Below are 15,964 nucleotides of genomic sequence, written 5' to 3'. Positions count from 1 at the left end.
CGTTAACGGGCCAAATGCCCTGGACACACTTTCGCCCCGAACGGCATGGGGTAGCGTCGCGACGCGATGGGCCTCACCCGTATGGGTGAGCCCATTGACCGTATGGGACGAGGAAGGCCAGGTCAGGACATGGGACGCCACCGACGCTCCGACGCCGGACGTGCTTCCGGTACTGATGGTTCGGCGCGCGAGGGATCCGCCGCGGTTCCCGGCGGCCCGGCCGCCGAACCACCGACAGCCGCGTATCTGCGGGCCGACGCCCCGGGGCCGGACCCGGTGACCGGGCCGGACACCGACGCGTACCCGGGAACCACCGGGCACCGGCCGGGCGGCGACTGGACCACTGGCCCCGAGGCCGCCGGGCCCGCCGCCCAGGACGGTCACTCCGCGTACACGGCTCCGGTGGAGCCCGGCACGACGGCCCGCCCCTCCATACCCGGCGCCCCCGGGCACCCCTCCCCCGCAGCGACCCACGCGGAACGCTACGAGCAGCGGTACGCACACGGCGACCACGACCACTCCGGTCCCGCTGCCCCCTCCGCCCCCGGCGGCACCTTCGGGTACGACGCCTCTCCTCTGTACGACGGGACCACCACCTCCCACGAGACGGCAACCCACCGTTACGACGAGACATACGGCGGCGGCTCCGCGTACGGCCGCGGCCTCGGCGGCTACGGCACGGGGGCGGCAGCCGCGCATCCCGTGGGTCCGGGCGGTCCGGGCGGTCCGGGCGGTCCGGGGGCGGACGGTCGGAGCGCGGCCGACGGCTTCCCCGGTCTGACAGCGCCGGGCGCGTTCCCGCAGGCCGCTCCCGAGCACAGCCCCTCGGACCCCGCGGAACTGGCCGCCGTCTTCGACAAGAACGACGCCGCCACGACCGCGACGATGGCGGTGCTTCCGGCCGACACCGGGACCACGGGTACCGGCCGGAAGAGGTTCCGGCCGGGCGGCGGACGGCCCAAGGGGCGCAAGCGGTCCCGCAGGGTACCGGTACCGGTACGCACCGGACTGCTCGGGGTCTCGGCGGCCGTCGCGATGGGCGCGGTCGCCGTGGCGGCGGGGGTGCTGCCCGGGAACGACACCTATTCGATCGGCGGCGGGTCCTCCGACAAGGTCCAGGCGGGCGGCGGTCCCACCGCCACGGAGAGCCGGGGTCCCACGGGCACGGCGCCCGCCCCGGCTCCGCCCGAGCGACCGGGAGGCGGGGCCGGAACCGGTAAGGGCTCCGCCGGGCCCGCGTCGCCGTCGCCCTCCGCGACACCGTCACGGCCGGCCACGAAGCCGGTGGCGCCGCCCGCCGCGAAGCCCACTCCGTCGCGGACCGAGCCCACCCGGTCCACCCCTACGGCACCCGAGCGGACCACGACCCCCAGCGCCTCGCCGTCCAAGGCCGCGCCGTCGACCCCCGCCGCCCCGCCCCCGGCGCCCTCCGCCCCGTCGGCGCAGGGGTCACCCGAGACGCAGGTCGTCACCCTGGTCAACCAGGAGCGGGCGAAGGTCGGGTGTTCCCCCGTCAGCGCGGACACCGGACTGGCGCGGCTCGCCGAGGCGTTCAGCCAGGACATGGCGGCCCGGGGATTCTTCGACCACACCGATCCCGATGGTGACAGTCCGTGGGATCGCGCGGAGGCCGCGGGGATCGACGATCTCGGCGGGGAGAACATCGCGCGCGGGCAGGCGGACGCGGCGGCGGTCATGGCCGCGTGGATGGACAGCCCCGGCCACCGGGCCAACATCCTGAACTGTGAGTTCACGACGCTGGGTGTCGGAGCGCACTTCGGGTCCGGGGGACCCTGGTGGACCCAGAACTTCGGGTTCTGACGGGCCTTTGGCGAACCGGGGTCTTCCGGTGGCCGGATGCTGCCTGGCCCGGACGCCCTTCGGGTGCGGGGCGGTTCTCGTCCTCGCGCGGTTCCCCGCGCCCCTGTCGGGGCGTCGGCGTCCGTGGTCGGTAACGGGCCGGCGGGCTAGGCCCGTGGGGGGCGTTGGCAGTGGGGGCAGTAGTAGCTGGAGCGGTTCATCCAGGCGCGGCGGGCCATGGGCGTGCCGCAGCGGTGGCAGGGCAGTCCCTCCCGTCCGTACGCGTCGAGGGACCGGTCGAAGTAGCCGGACTCGCCGTTCACATTGACGTACAGGCTGTCGAAGCTGGTGCCGCCGACGGCGAGTGCCGCGTTCATCACGTCCCGGACATGGCCGAGGAGCTCGGTGGTGCGGGGGCGGGTGAGTGTCGCGGTGGGCCGGTCGTAGTGCAGCCGGCTGCGCCACAGCGCCTCGTCGGCGTAGATGTTGCCCACTCCGCTGATCAGGGACTGGTCGAGCAGCGCCCGTTTGACCGTCGTCCGGCGGCGGCGCAGCGCGGCGTGGAACGCGTCGTCGTCGAAGAGCGGGTCGAGGGGGTCGCGGGCGATGTGCGCGATGACGTCCGGGAGGCCGTCCGGGGTGGTCTCGTGCAGGCTCAGACCGCCGAAGGTGCGCTGGTCGACGAAGCGGAGTTCCGTGCCGGTGGTGTCGGCGAACCGGACCCGGACCCGCAGATGCTTCTCGTCGGGCGTGGTGGCGGGCTGGACGAGCAGCTGCCCGCTCATCCCCAGATGCGCGAGGATCGCGACCCCGTGGTCGGCGCCCTCCAGCGGCAGCCACAGATACTTGCCCCGGCGCTGCGGGGCACCGATCCGCTCACCGGCCAGCCGGGCGGCGAAGTCCTCGGGTCCGGCGAGATGACGCCGTACCGCGCGGGGGTGCCGGACCTCGGCCTCGGCGACGGTGCGGTGGGCGACCCAGCGGTCGAGCCCCCTGCGTACGACCTCGACCTCGGGCAGCTCGGGCATCGGTGTCCTCCGGGTCGGGCGCGAGGGCGGGTCGGGGGGAGAGACGTGAGGAGCGCCCGCCCCGTCGGGGGTGGGCGCTCCTCACGGAACTGCTTCGCTCAGGCGTTCGAGGGGGTGTCGGCGTTCCCCTCGGCCAGGGCTTCCTGCTCGTCGGCTTGCTGCTCGCCGGCTTCCTGCTCGTCGGCTTCCGGTTCGGCCTCGGCGGCGGCTGCCCGCCGGTCCGCGTCCGCCCGGATCGCCCGCCAGGCCGACTCGGCGGCCTGCTGCTCCGCTTCCTTCTTGCTGCGGCCGGTACCGGTGCCGTACGAGACACCACCGACGCGGGCAGCAGCGGTGAAGGTCTTCTCGTGGTCGGGCCCGGTCTCCGTGACCAGGTACTCGGGGACCCCGAGGCCCTCGGTCGCGGTGAGTTCCTGGAGGCTGGTCTTCCAGTCCAGTCCGGCACCGAGATTCGAGGACTTCTCGATCAGCGGGTCGAAGAGCCGGTGGACAAGCTCCGCCGCCGCTTCGAGACCCTGGTCGAGATAGACGGCACCGATCACCGCTTCGAGCGTGTCGGCGAGGATCGAGGCCTTGTCACGGCCACCGGTCCCCTCCTCACCCCGCCCGAGCCGGATGAAGGCACCGAGGTCGAGTCCACGGCCCACCTCCGCCAGCGCACGCGAATTGACCACCGCGGCCCGCAGCTTGGCGAGCTGCCCTTCGGGCAGATCGGGATGGCTGCGGTACAGGGTGTCCGTGACGACGAGGCCGAGCACGGAGTCCCCGAGGAACTCCAGCCGCTCGTTCGTCGGCAGACCGCCGTTCTCGTACGCGTACGAGCGGTGGGTCAGCGCACGCACGAGAAGGGCGGACTCCAGCTGATAGCCGAGCCGCCCTTCCAGAAGCGTGTGGGACGAAGCCGTCGAGCCACCCCCGTGCAGACCGGGGTCACTCTTCTTGGCGTCTGGCATCGTGCCCCTCACCAGCCGCTCAGACCTCGAGGACCTGGCGCTTGTTGTACGTGCCGCAAGCGGGGCACGCGATGTGCTGCAGCTTGGGCTCGTGGCAGCGCTCGCACGCAACCAGGTTGGGGACCGCAGCCTTCCACTGCGACCGGCGGTGGCGCGTGTTGCTGCGCGACATCTTCCGCTTCGGAACAGCCACGGCTACTTCTCCTGCTTCTCGTCGACGCCCGCTTCGGCGCCGCTCATGTCGTCCTTCTCGCCGTCCTGGATGGAATCAGCGAGTCCTTGCAGTGCCGCCCAACGGATGTCGACGGCGTCGTGGCGGTGGTCCGGGTTGTCCGCCAGCCGTACTCCGCATTCGGAGCACAGTCCCTGGCAGTCGTCCTGGCACACCGGCTGCATGGGCAGCGTGAGCACCACCGCGTCGCGCAGCACTGATTCGAGGTCGAACATTCCGTCCTCGATGAAGAGCCTGTCCTCGTCGTTCTCGGTGTCGTCGCCCGGTTCCGTGATCGCACGGCCCCGCTCATCGCCATCGGGGTACGAGAACATCTCCTGGAAGTCCGCTTGGAGCTCAAGCTCCAGCGACTCCAGACACCTTACGCACTCCCCTTCGGCCGTCGCATGGGCGGTGCCTGTGACAAGCACCCCTTCCATGACCGACTCAAGGCGTATCTCCAGCCTGACCGGGGCGCCCGCGGGCACTCCGATCACACCGGGGATACCGAAGACGGCGTCCCCGGAGGGCGCGTCGATCGTGCGGGTCAGCCGCTGGAGCGCACCAGGACGCCGACCCAGCTCGTGCGTATCGAACACGAGGGGATCGCGGTGGTCGAGGCGGGCTTTCAGGGCCATTCCTGCTTTCGATCATTCGGAGCGGCTGCCGTAGCCCATGGCAATGGGGTCCGGCGAGCTGCGAAGGGAGCGGTCGTACGCATGCAGCACACGACCGAAGAGCCAGGATACTGGACCTTTCGCTCTCCTCCCAATCGGCCCCATGCCTCCCCGTCCGGGAGGCCGGGAGCCGGGCCGCGCGCGGGCGGCGCCCCGGGCCGGGAGGGCCCGGCCCGCCGCCCTACGGCCGGTCCTGCTCGTACTGGCGCAGCTGCTCCGGCGTGATCATGGTCGTGTCGAAGAGACTGGTCTCGTCCAGTGTCGTGGGCTGCGGGGCGGCCTGCTGGCCGGGCACCTCGTAGCCGCCGTGCGCCGGGGCCGCCCCCTCGTACGTCTGCGGTACGGGCTGCTGCTGCGCGTAGCCGTAGGGGTCCTGGTCCTGGTAGCCGTACGTGTGCTGCTGCTGGCCGTAGACCTGCTGGTATCCGTACGGGTCCTGCTGCTGCGCGTAGCCGTACTGCTCCTGCTCCGCGTACGCGGGCGCGGGCGCCTGGGCCGGGATGGCGGGCGCCGGGACGGCCGGAGGCGCGGGCGGGGCGGGCGGGGGCCCCGGCGGGGCCGCGCGGCGGCCCCGGGAGGGTGCCGCGGCGGCCGGCTCGGAGAGCGCGGCGAGGTCCGCGAGGTAGTCGGCGTCACTGGTGGGGCGCGGGGAGTCCGCTCCCTCGCCGAGCGAGCCGAGCTCGTCCTCGACGACCCTGCCGTGCAGCTTCTGCCGTCCCCGGCCGACCGCGTCCAGGGTCTTGGCGAGGACGGCCTCGAAGGCCCTGAGCTTGACGTCGACGTACTCGTCGGCACGGCGGCGCAGGGTCTCGGGGTCGTGGCTGCGCTCGGGGGCCTCGGCGTAGTCGGGGTCCTGGTGGTCGCCGGGAGCGGCGCCGAGGAGCTTGTCGCGGCCCCGGCCGACCGAGCCGAGGGTCTTGGTCAGGACGACCTCGAAGTTCGCGAGCTTGGAGTCGACGTAGTCGTCGGCCTCGGCACGGATCTCGACGGCCTCCTCGCGGGCCTCGGTGAGGATGCGCTCGGCCTCGTCCTGGGAGCGGCGGGCGACCTCGGTGTCCGCGATCAGGGAGCCGCGCTCCTGGTGGGCGGCGCTGATGATCCGGCCGGCCTCCTCGCGGGCGCGGGCGACCACTTCCTCCTGGCCGCCGATCAGCTCACGCGCCTGGGCGAGCGAGCCGGGCAGCGCCTCGCGCACCTCTTCCAGCAGCGCGAGCAGTTCGGCCCGGTTGACCACGCACGAGGCGGACATGGGCATGGAGCGGGCGCTGCCGACCGTCGTGACGATCTCGTCGAGCTTCTTCTGCACGTCCACCGTGTGCTCGCCACTCCCTGTGCCTTGATGTGAGACGGACCAGGCGACTGTAAGGGCAGAGGGCACCGGCCCGACACCTGGTGACGGACCATCAGCAAGGGGGCAGGGCTCAGTCCCCGGCCTTCCCGCGCTCGCGCAGCCGGTCCCCCAGCTCGCCGAGGACGGTCGGCGGAACCAGGTGGGAGACATCGCCGCCCCAGGCGGCGACCTCCTTGACCAGCGACGACGACAGGAAGCTGTAGGTGGGGTTGGTGGGGACGAAGAGGGTCTCCACCCCCGAGAGGCCGATGTTCATCTGGGCCATCTGGAGTTCGTAGTCGAAATCGCTGACGGCCCGCAGCCCCTTGACGATCGCGGGGATGTCGCGCTGCTTGCAGAAGTCGACCAGGAGGCCGTGGAAGGACTCCACGACGACGTTGCCGTACTCGGCGGTGACCTCGCGGATCAGCTCGATCCGCTCCTCGATCGTGAACAGTCCCTTCTTGGACTGGTTGATCATCACCGCGACATAGATCTCGTCGTACAGCTTGGAGGCACGGGCGATGATGTCGAGATGGCCATTGGTGATGGGGTCGAATGACCCCGGACAGACGGCGCGGCGCAACTCAGTTCCCTCGCTCTCCGGTCCGGTCATGGGGCGTTTTCGCACGTGGGCGCGGTGTCGCTGATGGCGGCGGCGCGACCGTACCAAAGGGTCCCTTCGCCGTAGCGGCGGGACCGGACGGCCTCGAAACCCTCCGGCCAGGGGAACGTGCCTCCCCTGGTACCGCGTTCCACGGTGACGAGCGCGTCGCCTGTGAGCCAGCCCTGGGCACGGAGTGTGAGCAGGATCTCGCCAAGATCGCCGTCCGGGACGGCGTAGGGCGGGTCGAGGAACACCACGTCGTAGGGCTCCTGGGGGGCCGGTCCGGCGACGGCCTGCTCGGCCTTCCCGGGCCGTACCTCGGCGCCCGGCAGCCCCAGTACGCGGACGTTCTCCTTGATCACGCGGACGGCGCGGGGGTCCGCCTCGACGAGCAGCGCGTGGGCCGCGCCGCGGGACAGCGCCTCCAGCGCGACGGCGCCGGAGCCCGCGTACAGGTCCGCCAGCCGGATGCCGTGCAGCGTGCCGAGCAGGGACTCCCAGGTCGAGAAGAGTCCTTCACGCGCGCGGTCGGAGGTGGGGCGGGTACCGGTCCCCGGGGGGACGGCCAGCCGTCGTCCTCCGGCGGCTCCGGCGATCACGCGGGTCATAGGTGCGTCTTGCCCTTCGGCAGCGGTCGGTCACGGTCACGCCCACGATATGGCGTCCCCCGGGCCCCGGCAGCTCGCCTTCGCTTGCGCTTGCGAGGATTGCGGTGCGGGTCGCCTTCGCTCGCGCACCCGGGTTTCTTGTGCTGGGCCCACTTCGTCCCTGCACGGGTCGCTCGTGGGGTGCGCGGTTCCCCGCGCCCCTGGGTCGCGCCCCTTGCGGTTCCCGTTCGGGTGCGGGTGGTCCTTGGTTGCTCGCGCGGTTCCCCGCGCCCCTGAGGGGGCGCCCCTTGCGGTTCCCGTTCGGGTGCGGGTGGTCCTTGGTTGCTCGCGCAGTTCCCCGCGCCCCTTCGGGGGCGCCCCTTGCGGTTCCCGTTCGGGTGCGGGTGGTCCATGGTTGCTCGCGCGGTTCCCCGCGCCCCTTCGGGGGCGCCCACCTGGGGCTGTTCTCAGTCTGCGGGAGGGCGTGGGTGGGACGGAGGATCCCGACCTGCACCGACCCGAAAAACCGGCCGGACGCGTCCCGAAGGGGCGCGGGGAACTGCGCACCCACGGACGGCCCGCGCGGGAAGCACGTACGCCCAGCACAAGAAACCCAGGGCGTGAGCGAAAGGATCACCCCTTCTCCAGGTACCGCTCCCGCTCCGGGTCGACCAGCGCGTCCAGCGCGACCCGCAACCCCGGCAGGCTGCCGAGCTCAGGATCGGCGGCGACCAGCGCGGTCGCCTCCTCGCGGGCCTCGGCGATGATCTCCTCGTCGTCCACGACGGTGAGCACCCGCAGCGAGGAGCGCACCCCGGACTGCGCCTGCCCGAGGACATCGCCCTCGCGCCGCTGCTCCAGGTCGATCCGGGACAGCTCGAAGCCGTCGAGCGTGGACGCCACCGCGTCGAGCCGCCCGCGCGCGGGGCTCCCCTCCGGCATCTCGCTGACGAGGAGACACAGACCCGGCGCGGAGCCACGGCCCACCCGGCCCCGGAGCTGATGGAGCTGGGAGACCCCGAAGCGGTCGGCGTCCATGATCACCATCGCGGTGGCGTTGGGCACGTTCACCCCGACCTCGATCACGGTGGTGGCGACCAGCACATCCGTGTCGCCCGCGGCGAACCGCCGCATCACCGCGTCCTTGTCGTCGGGCGGCATCCGCCCGTGGAGCACCTCGATCCGCAGCCCGCGCAGGGCACCCGCGGCGAGCTCCGCCGCGATGTCGAGGACGGCGAGCGGCGGACGCTTGTCGGCGGTGGCCTCGGCCTCCTCCTTGGCCGCGGCCTTGGCGCGGGCCTTCGCGTCGGCGGGGTCGGGCTCCTCGTCCCCGATCCGGGGGCACACCACGTACGCCTGGTGGCCCTTGCCGACCTCCTCGCGGACGCGTTCCCAGGCGCGGGCCAGGAAGTGCGGCTTGTCGGCGGCGGGGACGACATGGCTGGCGATCGGGGAGCGGCCGGCCGGGAGCTGGTCGAGGACGGAGGTCTCCAGATCGCCGAAGACGGTCATCGCGACCGTACGCGGGATGGGGGTGGCCGTCATGACCAGCAGATGCGGGGTGCGGCGGATGCCCTCCTCGCCCTGGCTGGGGCCCTTGCCGCGCAGGGCGTCGCGCTGCTCGACACCGAAGCGGTGCTGTTCGTCGACGACGACGAGGCCCAGGTCGTGGAACTGGACCTTGTCCTCGATCAGCGCGTGCGTCCCGATGACGATGCCCGCCTCGCCCGTGACCAGGTCCAGCAGGGCCTGGCGGCGGGCCGCGACGCCCATGGAGCCGGTGAGCAGGGTGACCTTGGTGCCGTGATCGGCGCCGCCGAGCATGCCGCCCTCGGCCAGCCCGCCCATCATCTCGGTGATGGAGCGGTGGTGCTGCTGGGCGAGGACCTCGGTGGGCGCGAGCATCGCGGCCTGGCCGCCCGCGTCGACGACGGCGAGCATGGCGCGCAGCGCGACCATGGTCTTGCCGGAGCCGACCTCGCCCTGGAGCAGCCGGTGCATGGGGTGCTCGGTGGCGAGGTCGTCGAAGATCTCGGCGCTGACCTTGCGCTGGCCGTCGGTGAGGGTGAAGGGCAGCCGGTCGTCGAACGCGGCGAGGATGCCGTCGGCGGCGGGGCGGCGGGGGGTGGCGGGCAGCAGGGTGTCGCTGAAGCGGCGGCGGGCCAGGGCGACCTGGAGGACGAACGCCTCGTCCCACTTGAGGCGGGCCCGCGCGTCCTCGACGTCGCGTTTGGTGTGCGGGCGGTGGATCTTCAGCAGGGCCTCGGGCAGCGGGACGAGGGCGCGGCCCTCGCGCAGCGCGGGCGGCAGCGGGTCCACCGCGTCGGTGACGGAGGGCAGGACCGCGTCGACCGCCTTGGCGATCTTCCAGGACTCCAGCTTCGCGGTGGCCGGGTAGATCGGGATGAGGGCTCCGGCCCAGGAGTCGACGGCGTCGCCCCCGGTGTCGTCCGGGGAGCGGCGCAGCAGTTCGTAGGCGGGGTGGGCGAGCTGGAGCTTGCGGTTGAACAGGGAGACCTTGCCGGCGAACATCGCGCGGGTGCCCGGCACGAGGTCCTTGTGGGGCTTGTGGACGCCGCGGCCGAAGAAGACGAGCTGGAGCCGGCCGCTGCCGTCGGTGATGACGACTTCGAGGCGCTGGCCGCTGCCGCCGTTGAACTTGAGGACGCGGGCGGTCTCCACCTGGGCGACGACCGTGACGTGTTCGTCCAGGGGGAGGTCGGCGAGGCGGGTCAGCTCGCCCCGCTCGGCGTACCGCCGCGGGTAGTGGTGGAGGAGGTCGCCTACGGTGTGCAGGTCGAGGGACTCGGCCATCACCTTCGCGGTGGCGGGGCCGAGCACCTTCTTGAGCGGTTCTTCGAGCACGGGCACGGCATCCATTGCACACCACGGCACTGACATCGTCGTAGATCCCCGCGATTTCGGGGGGAAAGTCGCTGGTCAGCCGGTTCGGCCGGATGAGTTCGCCGACCGTGGGGCGCGGGTGGGGCGACCGTGTCCGCGAGGCGGTCGGGGGGCGGTCCCGGCCGGTGGGACCCGGTCCGTTCCGGCGGGCGGGGGACCGGACTTGCGTGCGGCGGACACCGGTGTGAGGACAGGGCCTAGGATGACCTGGCCCCAGCCCGCTCGCGGTCACCGGTTCGCGGGACCGCCCGACCCGCGCCGTCGTCCTTCCCCCCACCGGCGCAGCGACGATGGACTCTCAGACACCTCAGCCGCCCCATGTGCCCCAGGACAACCGGGCACCCCAGCCGACCCAGACCCCGCGGGCGGACCCCCCGCCCGGGGCGGACCAGCCGTTGCCGACGGCCGGGAGACCGCATTCGTTCCAGGTCGATCTCCGGGGGCTGGTGGATCTGCTCTCGCAGCATCTGTACTCCAGCCCCAAGGTGTATCTGCGCGAGTTGCTCCAGAACGCGGTGGACGCCGTCACGGCCCGCCGCGCCGAACAGCCGGACGCGCCCGCGCGGGTGCGGCTCACCGTGACCCCGGCGAGCGGGACGGCCGGGGCGACGCTGTGCGTGGAGGACTCCGGGATCGGGCTGACCGAGGACGACGTCCACTCGCTGCTGGCGACGATCGGGCGCAGCTCCAAGCGGTCCGGCGCCGGGATGCCGGGCGGGGCCGATCCCGTCGCGGCCCTCGGACTGGAGTCGGCGCGTTCGCAGTTCCTGGGCCAGTTCGGCATCGGTCTGCTGGCCTGCTTCGTGGTCGCCGAGCGCATCCGGGTCGTGAGCCGTTCGGCGCGGACCCCCGGGGCGCCGCCCGTCGAGTGGACGGCCCGCGACGACGGTTCGTACACCGTGCGTGTGCTGCCGGACGAGGCCCGGCCCGAACCGGGCACCACGGTCCGTCTGGAGGCACGGGCGGGCGCGGGCGAATGGCTCGACGAGGAGCGGGTGCTGGCCCTGGCCCGTGACTTCGGCGCGCTCCTGCCGTACGACGTGCGGGTGGGCGACGTACCGGTGACGGAGCTCCCGGCGCCCTGGGACCGCCCGTACCCGAGCCCCGCCGCGCGGCGGGTGGCGCTGGCCCGGCACTGTCACGAGGTGTTCGGCTTCAGCCCGCTGGACGCGATCGACCTGGACGTACCGCTGGCCGGGGTGCGGGGGGTCGCGTACGTGCTGCCGCAGGCCCTGAGCCCGGCGCAGCGGGCGGGGCACCGGGTGCACCTCAAGGGCATGCTGCTGACCGAGCGCGCCGAACAGCTGCTGCCCGACTGGGCGTTCTTCGTGCGCTGCGTCCTCGACACGGACAGTCTGCGCCCCACCGCGTCCCGTGAGGCGCTGTACGAGGACGAGACCCTGGCGGCCGTCCGGGAGGCGCTCGGGGAGCGGGTCCGGGGCTGGCTGACCGGGCTGGCGGCCGGGGACCCGGAGCGGCTGGCCGCGTTCGTCTCGGTGCACCATCTGGGCGTCAAGTCGCTGGCGCGGCACGACCGGGACATGCTGCGCACGATGCTGCCGTGGCTGCCGTTCGAGACGACCGACGGACGGCTGTCGCTGGACGAGTTCGCGCGGCGCCACCCGGTGGTGCACTTCACCCGGACGGTGGAGGAGTTCCGCCAGGTCTCCCCCATCGCGTCCGCGCAGGGCGTCGGGGTGGTCAACGGCGGCTACACGTACGACGCGGAGCTGCTGGAGGCGCTGCCGTCGGTGCGGCCCGGGACCGTGGTGGCGGAGCTCGACGCCGACACGGTGACCGCGCATCTGGACTCCGTCGACCCGGCGGAGGAGCTGGCGCTGGGCGCCTTCCTCGCCGCCGCGCGCGCGAGGCTCGATCCGCTGGGCTGCGATGTGGCGCTGCGCGCGTTCCACCCGGTGTCCGTGCCCGCGCTGCACCTGGACGACCGGCAGGCGCGGCACGAGCAGGCCCGCGCGGACGCCGCGGACCAGGCCGACGACCTGTGGGCGGGCATCCTCGGCTCGCTGCGGGGCAGCGCCCCGCGCGCGCGGCTGGTGCTCAACCACCACAATCCGCTGATCCGCAGGATCAGCGGGCTGCGGGACCCGGAACTGATCGGGACGGCGACGGAGTCGCTGTACGGGCAGGCCCTGCTGATGGCGCAGCGCCCGTTGCGGCCCGCCGACTCGGCGCTGCTGAACCGGGCGTTCATGGGGCTGCTGGAGTGGGCCACGCACACCGGCCCCGGGGAGGACGGACGATGACCGACGCGAACGCTCCCGCCATGGATCTCGGCGCGCTGCGTGCCGCGATCGCCGAGAACGACGGCCGGCCGGAGGGACCCGCGCGCAACGCGCGCGCGGAGGCCCTGGTCGTGGCGGCGGAGGGGCTGGGTGTCCCGCTCGCGGTGATCGAGGCGCTGGGGCATCAGTTGCAGGTGTACTGCTACAGCTCCGAGAAGGACAAGATGTTCGTGCCCTTCGCGCGGCTGCTGCGCATGTGGGACGAGGGTCCGCAGGACTTCGACGAGTACGAGACGCACTCCCTGCACTGGGCGTTCAAGTGGATGTCCGCGGGGATGCTGGACCAGCCGCACATCCCGCTGGCGTCGATCGAGAAGTGGCTCGCCGAGATGGAGCACCGGTACCGGGTCGCCGGTTTCTCGGAGCGGGCGGTGCGTTCCAGCGAGCACAGTGTGGCCCTGCACATCGGTGACCTGGAGCGGGCGGAACGCGCGCATCGCGCGTGGCGGGCCGCCGACCGGGACCGGATGAGCGACTGCCACGCGTGCGAACTGCACGACCAGGCGTGGTTCGAGGCGCATCGGCGGCACGACGAGCAGGCACTGGAACTGTGGCGTCCGGTGCTGGAGGGCGAGTACACCTGCGCCCATGAGCCGCACGCGTCGCTGGCGTCGAGCCTGTTGCCGCTGGTGCGGGTGGGGCGGCTGGACGAGGCGCGGGCCCATCATCTGCGGGGGCTGCGGCTGGTGCGCGAGATGGAGAGCATGCGCGGGGCGTACGCGCAGCACGTGGAGTTCTGCGCGCTGACCGGGAACGAGGCGCGGGCGCTCGAACTGCTGGCCGACCGTCCGGCGTACTTCACCGACGACGGGCAGCCCCGGAGCCGGATGAACTACCTGGCGGTGGCGGCCCTGCTCACCGAGCGGCTGATCGAACTCGGGCTGGGCGAGCGGCCCGTCCCCGGGCCCGCCGGGCGGTCGTGGACGGCCCGGGAACTCGCCGTGCACGCGCGCGGGGAGGCCGTCGCGATCGGTGGGCGGTTCGACGAGCGCAACGGCAGCGGCCATGTGGGCGCGGAGCTGCGCGCGCGGATGGCCCAGCGGCCGCTCGTGGAGCGGCTGCCGCTGGGGGTACGGGCGCCCCGGCTGCCGAAGGTGTCCACGCGGCAGGCGGTGCGAGCGCTCGTGGACGAGCCGTCCGACGGCGGTCTCGACGCGCTTCTCGCGGAGGCCCGGCGGCTCACCGAGGCGCGGCATCCGGGTGCCGGGGCGGCTTGGGCGGCGGCGCTGGGCGCGGCGGACGCGGCGGGTGTCCCGCTGACCGTCCGGGACCGCGCGGAGATCGCCGACCACGAGGCCATGGCGGGCGCGGACGCGGCGCTGTTCGAGCGCGCGGCCGGGCTGTACGAGGAGGCGGGCGATCCCGACGAGGCGGTGGAGGCACGCGCGCGGGGCGCCTATGTGCGGGCGATGCGGGACGGCGCCACCGGGGCCGGGGCACTGAGCGCGCTCACGGAAGCGACCGGGCGGGCCGTCGCCCGGTACGAGGAGTCCGGCGAGGGCGCGCGGCACGCGGCGTCGATGCTGCTGTACCACGCGCGGGTGCTGATGCTGGCGCTGTACGAGGCCCCCGCGGAGCAGCCGGAGCGTACGGGGCCCGGCGGGCCCACGGAGGCGGTGGGCCCGGAGGCGGTGGGCCCGGAGGCGGTGGGCCCGGAGGCGGGCGACAGTACGGGGAACGAGGTCTCGCGGACGGCCGAGGCGGCCGTACTGCGGCTGCTGGCGCTCACCGAGCGGCACCCCGACGACCCCCGGCTGGTCTCCCGCCGGGCGGCGGCGCACGCCATGCTCGCCGAGCTGGCCGCGTTCGGCGGTGACACCGAGGGCTCCATGGCGGGCTTCACGCGCGCGTGGCAGGGCTATGTCGCGGCGGGCACCCCCTGGTTCGCGGCGGAGCCCGCGTCACGGCTGGCGACCCTGGCACGCCATCTGGAGGACCTGGACACCGCCACCCGCGCGGCACGCGCCGCGCTGGAGCACGGCGGGGCGTTCCTGTCGCCGTCCCACCACGCCCAGCTGCACAGTCAGCTGGCCGACGGCCTCGCCCGCCAGGGAGAGGTCGTCGAGGCGAGCGCGCACGCGCTGGAGGCGGCGCACTGGGCCGACGAGGCCGACGAGGGACCCGTCATGGGCGCGTGGGCACGGCATCAGCTGGGCGGGCTGCTGATCCAGCGCGAACGGTACGCGGAGGCGGCCGAGGTGCTGGAGGCCGCGCTGCCGGATCTGACCCAGGAGGCCCATGGGGACGGCACGCTCGTGCAGACCCGGTGGTGGCTGGGCGACTGTCTGCGGGAGCTGGGCAACCACCGGGGCGCCGCCGAGCACTGGCTGGTGGCCGCCGACCTCGCCCGTGCCTGGCCCGAGCAGCGCGACCACGCGATGCTCGCGCACATGGCCGCCGAGTCGCTGGGCCACGCGGGGCTCCCCGCCGAGGCGGACCAGGCGTACGAGCGGGCCGGTGAGCTGTGGCGGGAGCTGGGCAATCCGTACGGGTTCGTGCGCTCGCTGCGGGCCCGCGCGTGGCTGATGGTCGACGAGGACGCGGGGCATCTGGCGGAGGCCGGGGCGGCCGAGGCACGGGAGCTGATGGAGGCCGCCGTCCTGGAGTGCGTGGCCGCCCTGTCGGCCGCCGACAGGGCGACTGCCGCGCAGGGCGACGGGGACGACGAGGGTGCCGGCGCCGGCGCCCGGGAGCGGCTGGTGTCGGAACTCGCGCAGACCCGGCGGCAGTTCGCCGAGCTGCTGCTGCGCGGGCACGGCGGCGGGACGGACGAGGACCCCGCCGTCCGCGCGGTGTTCGAGGAGGCGCTCGGGCACATGGACCTCGCGGTCGACGCGTACACCTCGCTGGGGCCCGCCGCGCGGGACGGCGCGATGTCCGCGACGGTCGCCGCCGGGTGGCTGCTCGGGCGGCTGGGGCGCCGTGCGGAGGCGGAGGGCCGCGCGCGGTCGGTGCTGGCGTCGTCCGAGGGGTCCTCGGACGACGGGGCGGTCGGGCGGGCCGCCGCCGCTGTCGCCGCGGAGGAGTTGCTGGCGCATCTGGCCCAGGGCGGGCCCCAGGGGGCGGGTCGGCGGTAGCGGGGCGTCTTCGCTTGCGCCGTGAGGGCTTCGGCGGTCAGCACGTGTTCCCGTGCGGGGTGCTCGTGGGGTGCGCCCCTTGCTGTGTCCGCTCGGGTGCGGGTCGTCCGTGGTTGCTCGCGCAGTTCCCCGCGCCCCTTTGGGTCTCGGCCCTTGCTGTGCCCGCTCGGGTGCGGGTTGCCCGTGGTTGCTCGCGCAGTTCCCCGCGCCCCTACGGTCGCGCCCCTTGCCGTGCCCGTTCGGGTGCGGGTCGTCCGTGGTTGCTCGCGCAGTTCCCCGCGCCCCTTTGGGTCTCGGCCCCTGGGCGTACTCGTTCCTGTGCGGGTACTTACGGGGGTGCGCAGTTCCTCGCGCCCCTGCGGTCGCGCCCCCTGCCGTGCCCGTTCGGGTGCGGGTTGCCCGTGGTTGCTCGCGCAGTTCCTCGCGCCCCTTGGGGCGCGGCCCCTGGGCGTACCTGTTCGCGTGCGGGTACTGCGTCGGCGCCGGG

At 73.6% G+C, this 15,964-nt stretch carries 11 protein-coding genes; 3 read left to right on the top strand and 8 right to left on the bottom strand.

Annotated features, from left to right (window positions below; all coding sequences use genetic code 11):
* Positions 1-129: 129 nt before the first annotated feature.
* Positions 130-1,821 (top strand): CAP domain-containing protein, encoded by a 1,692-nt coding sequence (locus AB852_RS41520; protein WP_342748508.1) that lies wholly within the window; start codon positions 130-132, stop codon positions 1,819-1,821.
* Between the two features lie 146 nt (positions 1,822-1,967).
* Here the strand turns inward: AB852_RS41520 and mutM are convergent, their stop codons facing one another.
* The 8 genes from mutM to recG all read right to left on the bottom strand — a co-directional run bounded on the left by mutM (position 1,968) and on the right by recG (position 10,073).
* Complete coding sequence (mutM, locus tag AB852_RS29670; protein ID WP_073793303.1) at positions 1,968-2,828, bottom strand: bifunctional DNA-formamidopyrimidine glycosylase/DNA-(apurinic or apyrimidinic site) lyase; 861 nt, start codon at positions 2,826-2,828, stop codon at positions 1,968-1,970.
* Positions 2,829-2,926: 98 nt separating this feature from the next.
* Positions 2,927-3,793 (bottom strand): ribonuclease III, encoded by an 867-nt coding sequence (rnc, locus tag AB852_RS29665; protein WP_399504443.1) that lies wholly within the window; start codon positions 3,791-3,793, stop codon positions 2,927-2,929.
* 7 nt (positions 3,794-3,800) lie between these two features.
* Positions 3,801-3,974: a 50S ribosomal protein L32 gene (gene rpmF / locus AB852_RS29660; RefSeq protein ID WP_033321093.1), complete on the bottom strand. Its 174-nt coding sequence runs from the start codon at positions 3,972-3,974 to the stop codon at positions 3,801-3,803.
* Positions 3,975-3,976: 2 nt separating this feature from the next.
* Positions 3,977-4,630 carry a YceD family protein gene (locus AB852_RS29655; RefSeq protein ID WP_073793301.1) on the bottom strand — a complete coding sequence of 218 codons (654 nt, stop codon included), beginning with the start codon at positions 4,628-4,630 and terminating at the stop codon, positions 3,977-3,979.
* Between the two features lie 220 nt (positions 4,631-4,850).
* Positions 4,851-5,981: a F0F1 ATP synthase subunit B family protein gene (locus AB852_RS29650; RefSeq protein ID WP_073793300.1), complete on the bottom strand. Its 1,131-nt coding sequence runs from the start codon at positions 5,979-5,981 to the stop codon at positions 4,851-4,853.
* Positions 5,982-6,090: 109 nt separating this feature from the next.
* Entirely contained in the window at positions 6,091-6,585 is a 495-nt protein-coding gene (coaD, locus tag AB852_RS29645; protein ID WP_178391155.1) for a pantetheine-phosphate adenylyltransferase, read from the bottom strand.
* Between the two features lie 26 nt (positions 6,586-6,611).
* Positions 6,612-7,214, bottom strand: coding sequence for a 16S rRNA (guanine(966)-N(2))-methyltransferase RsmD (gene rsmD / locus AB852_RS29640; RefSeq protein ID WP_073793298.1), 603 nt, complete (start codon positions 7,212-7,214; stop codon positions 6,612-6,614).
* Positions 7,215-7,826: 612 nt separating this feature from the next.
* Positions 7,827-10,073, bottom strand: coding sequence for an ATP-dependent DNA helicase RecG (recG, locus tag AB852_RS29635; protein ID WP_073793297.1), 2,247 nt, complete (start codon positions 10,071-10,073; stop codon positions 7,827-7,829).
* 314 nt (positions 10,074-10,387) lie between these two features.
* On the opposite strand from recG, the gene AB852_RS29630 reads away from it, so the two are divergent.
* Positions 10,388-12,361: an HSP90 family protein gene (locus AB852_RS29630; RefSeq protein WP_073793296.1), complete on the top strand. Its 1,974-nt coding sequence runs from the start codon at positions 10,388-10,390 to the stop codon at positions 12,359-12,361.
* Positions 12,358-15,477 (top strand): tetratricopeptide repeat protein, encoded by a 3,120-nt coding sequence (locus AB852_RS29625; RefSeq protein ID WP_245876967.1) that lies wholly within the window; start codon positions 12,358-12,360, stop codon positions 15,475-15,477. Before AB852_RS29630 ends, AB852_RS29625 begins: the two co-directional genes overlap by 4 nt.
* The last annotated feature ends 487 nt before the right edge of the window (positions 15,478-15,964 follow it).

The organism is Streptomyces uncialis (assembly GCF_001905345.1).
Classification (GTDB): Bacteria; Actinomycetota; Actinomycetes; order Streptomycetales; family Streptomycetaceae; genus Streptomyces; species Streptomyces uncialis.
The sequence above is the reverse complement of the archived record's forward strand: the minus strand, read 5'-3'. Positions and strand labels throughout refer to the sequence as shown.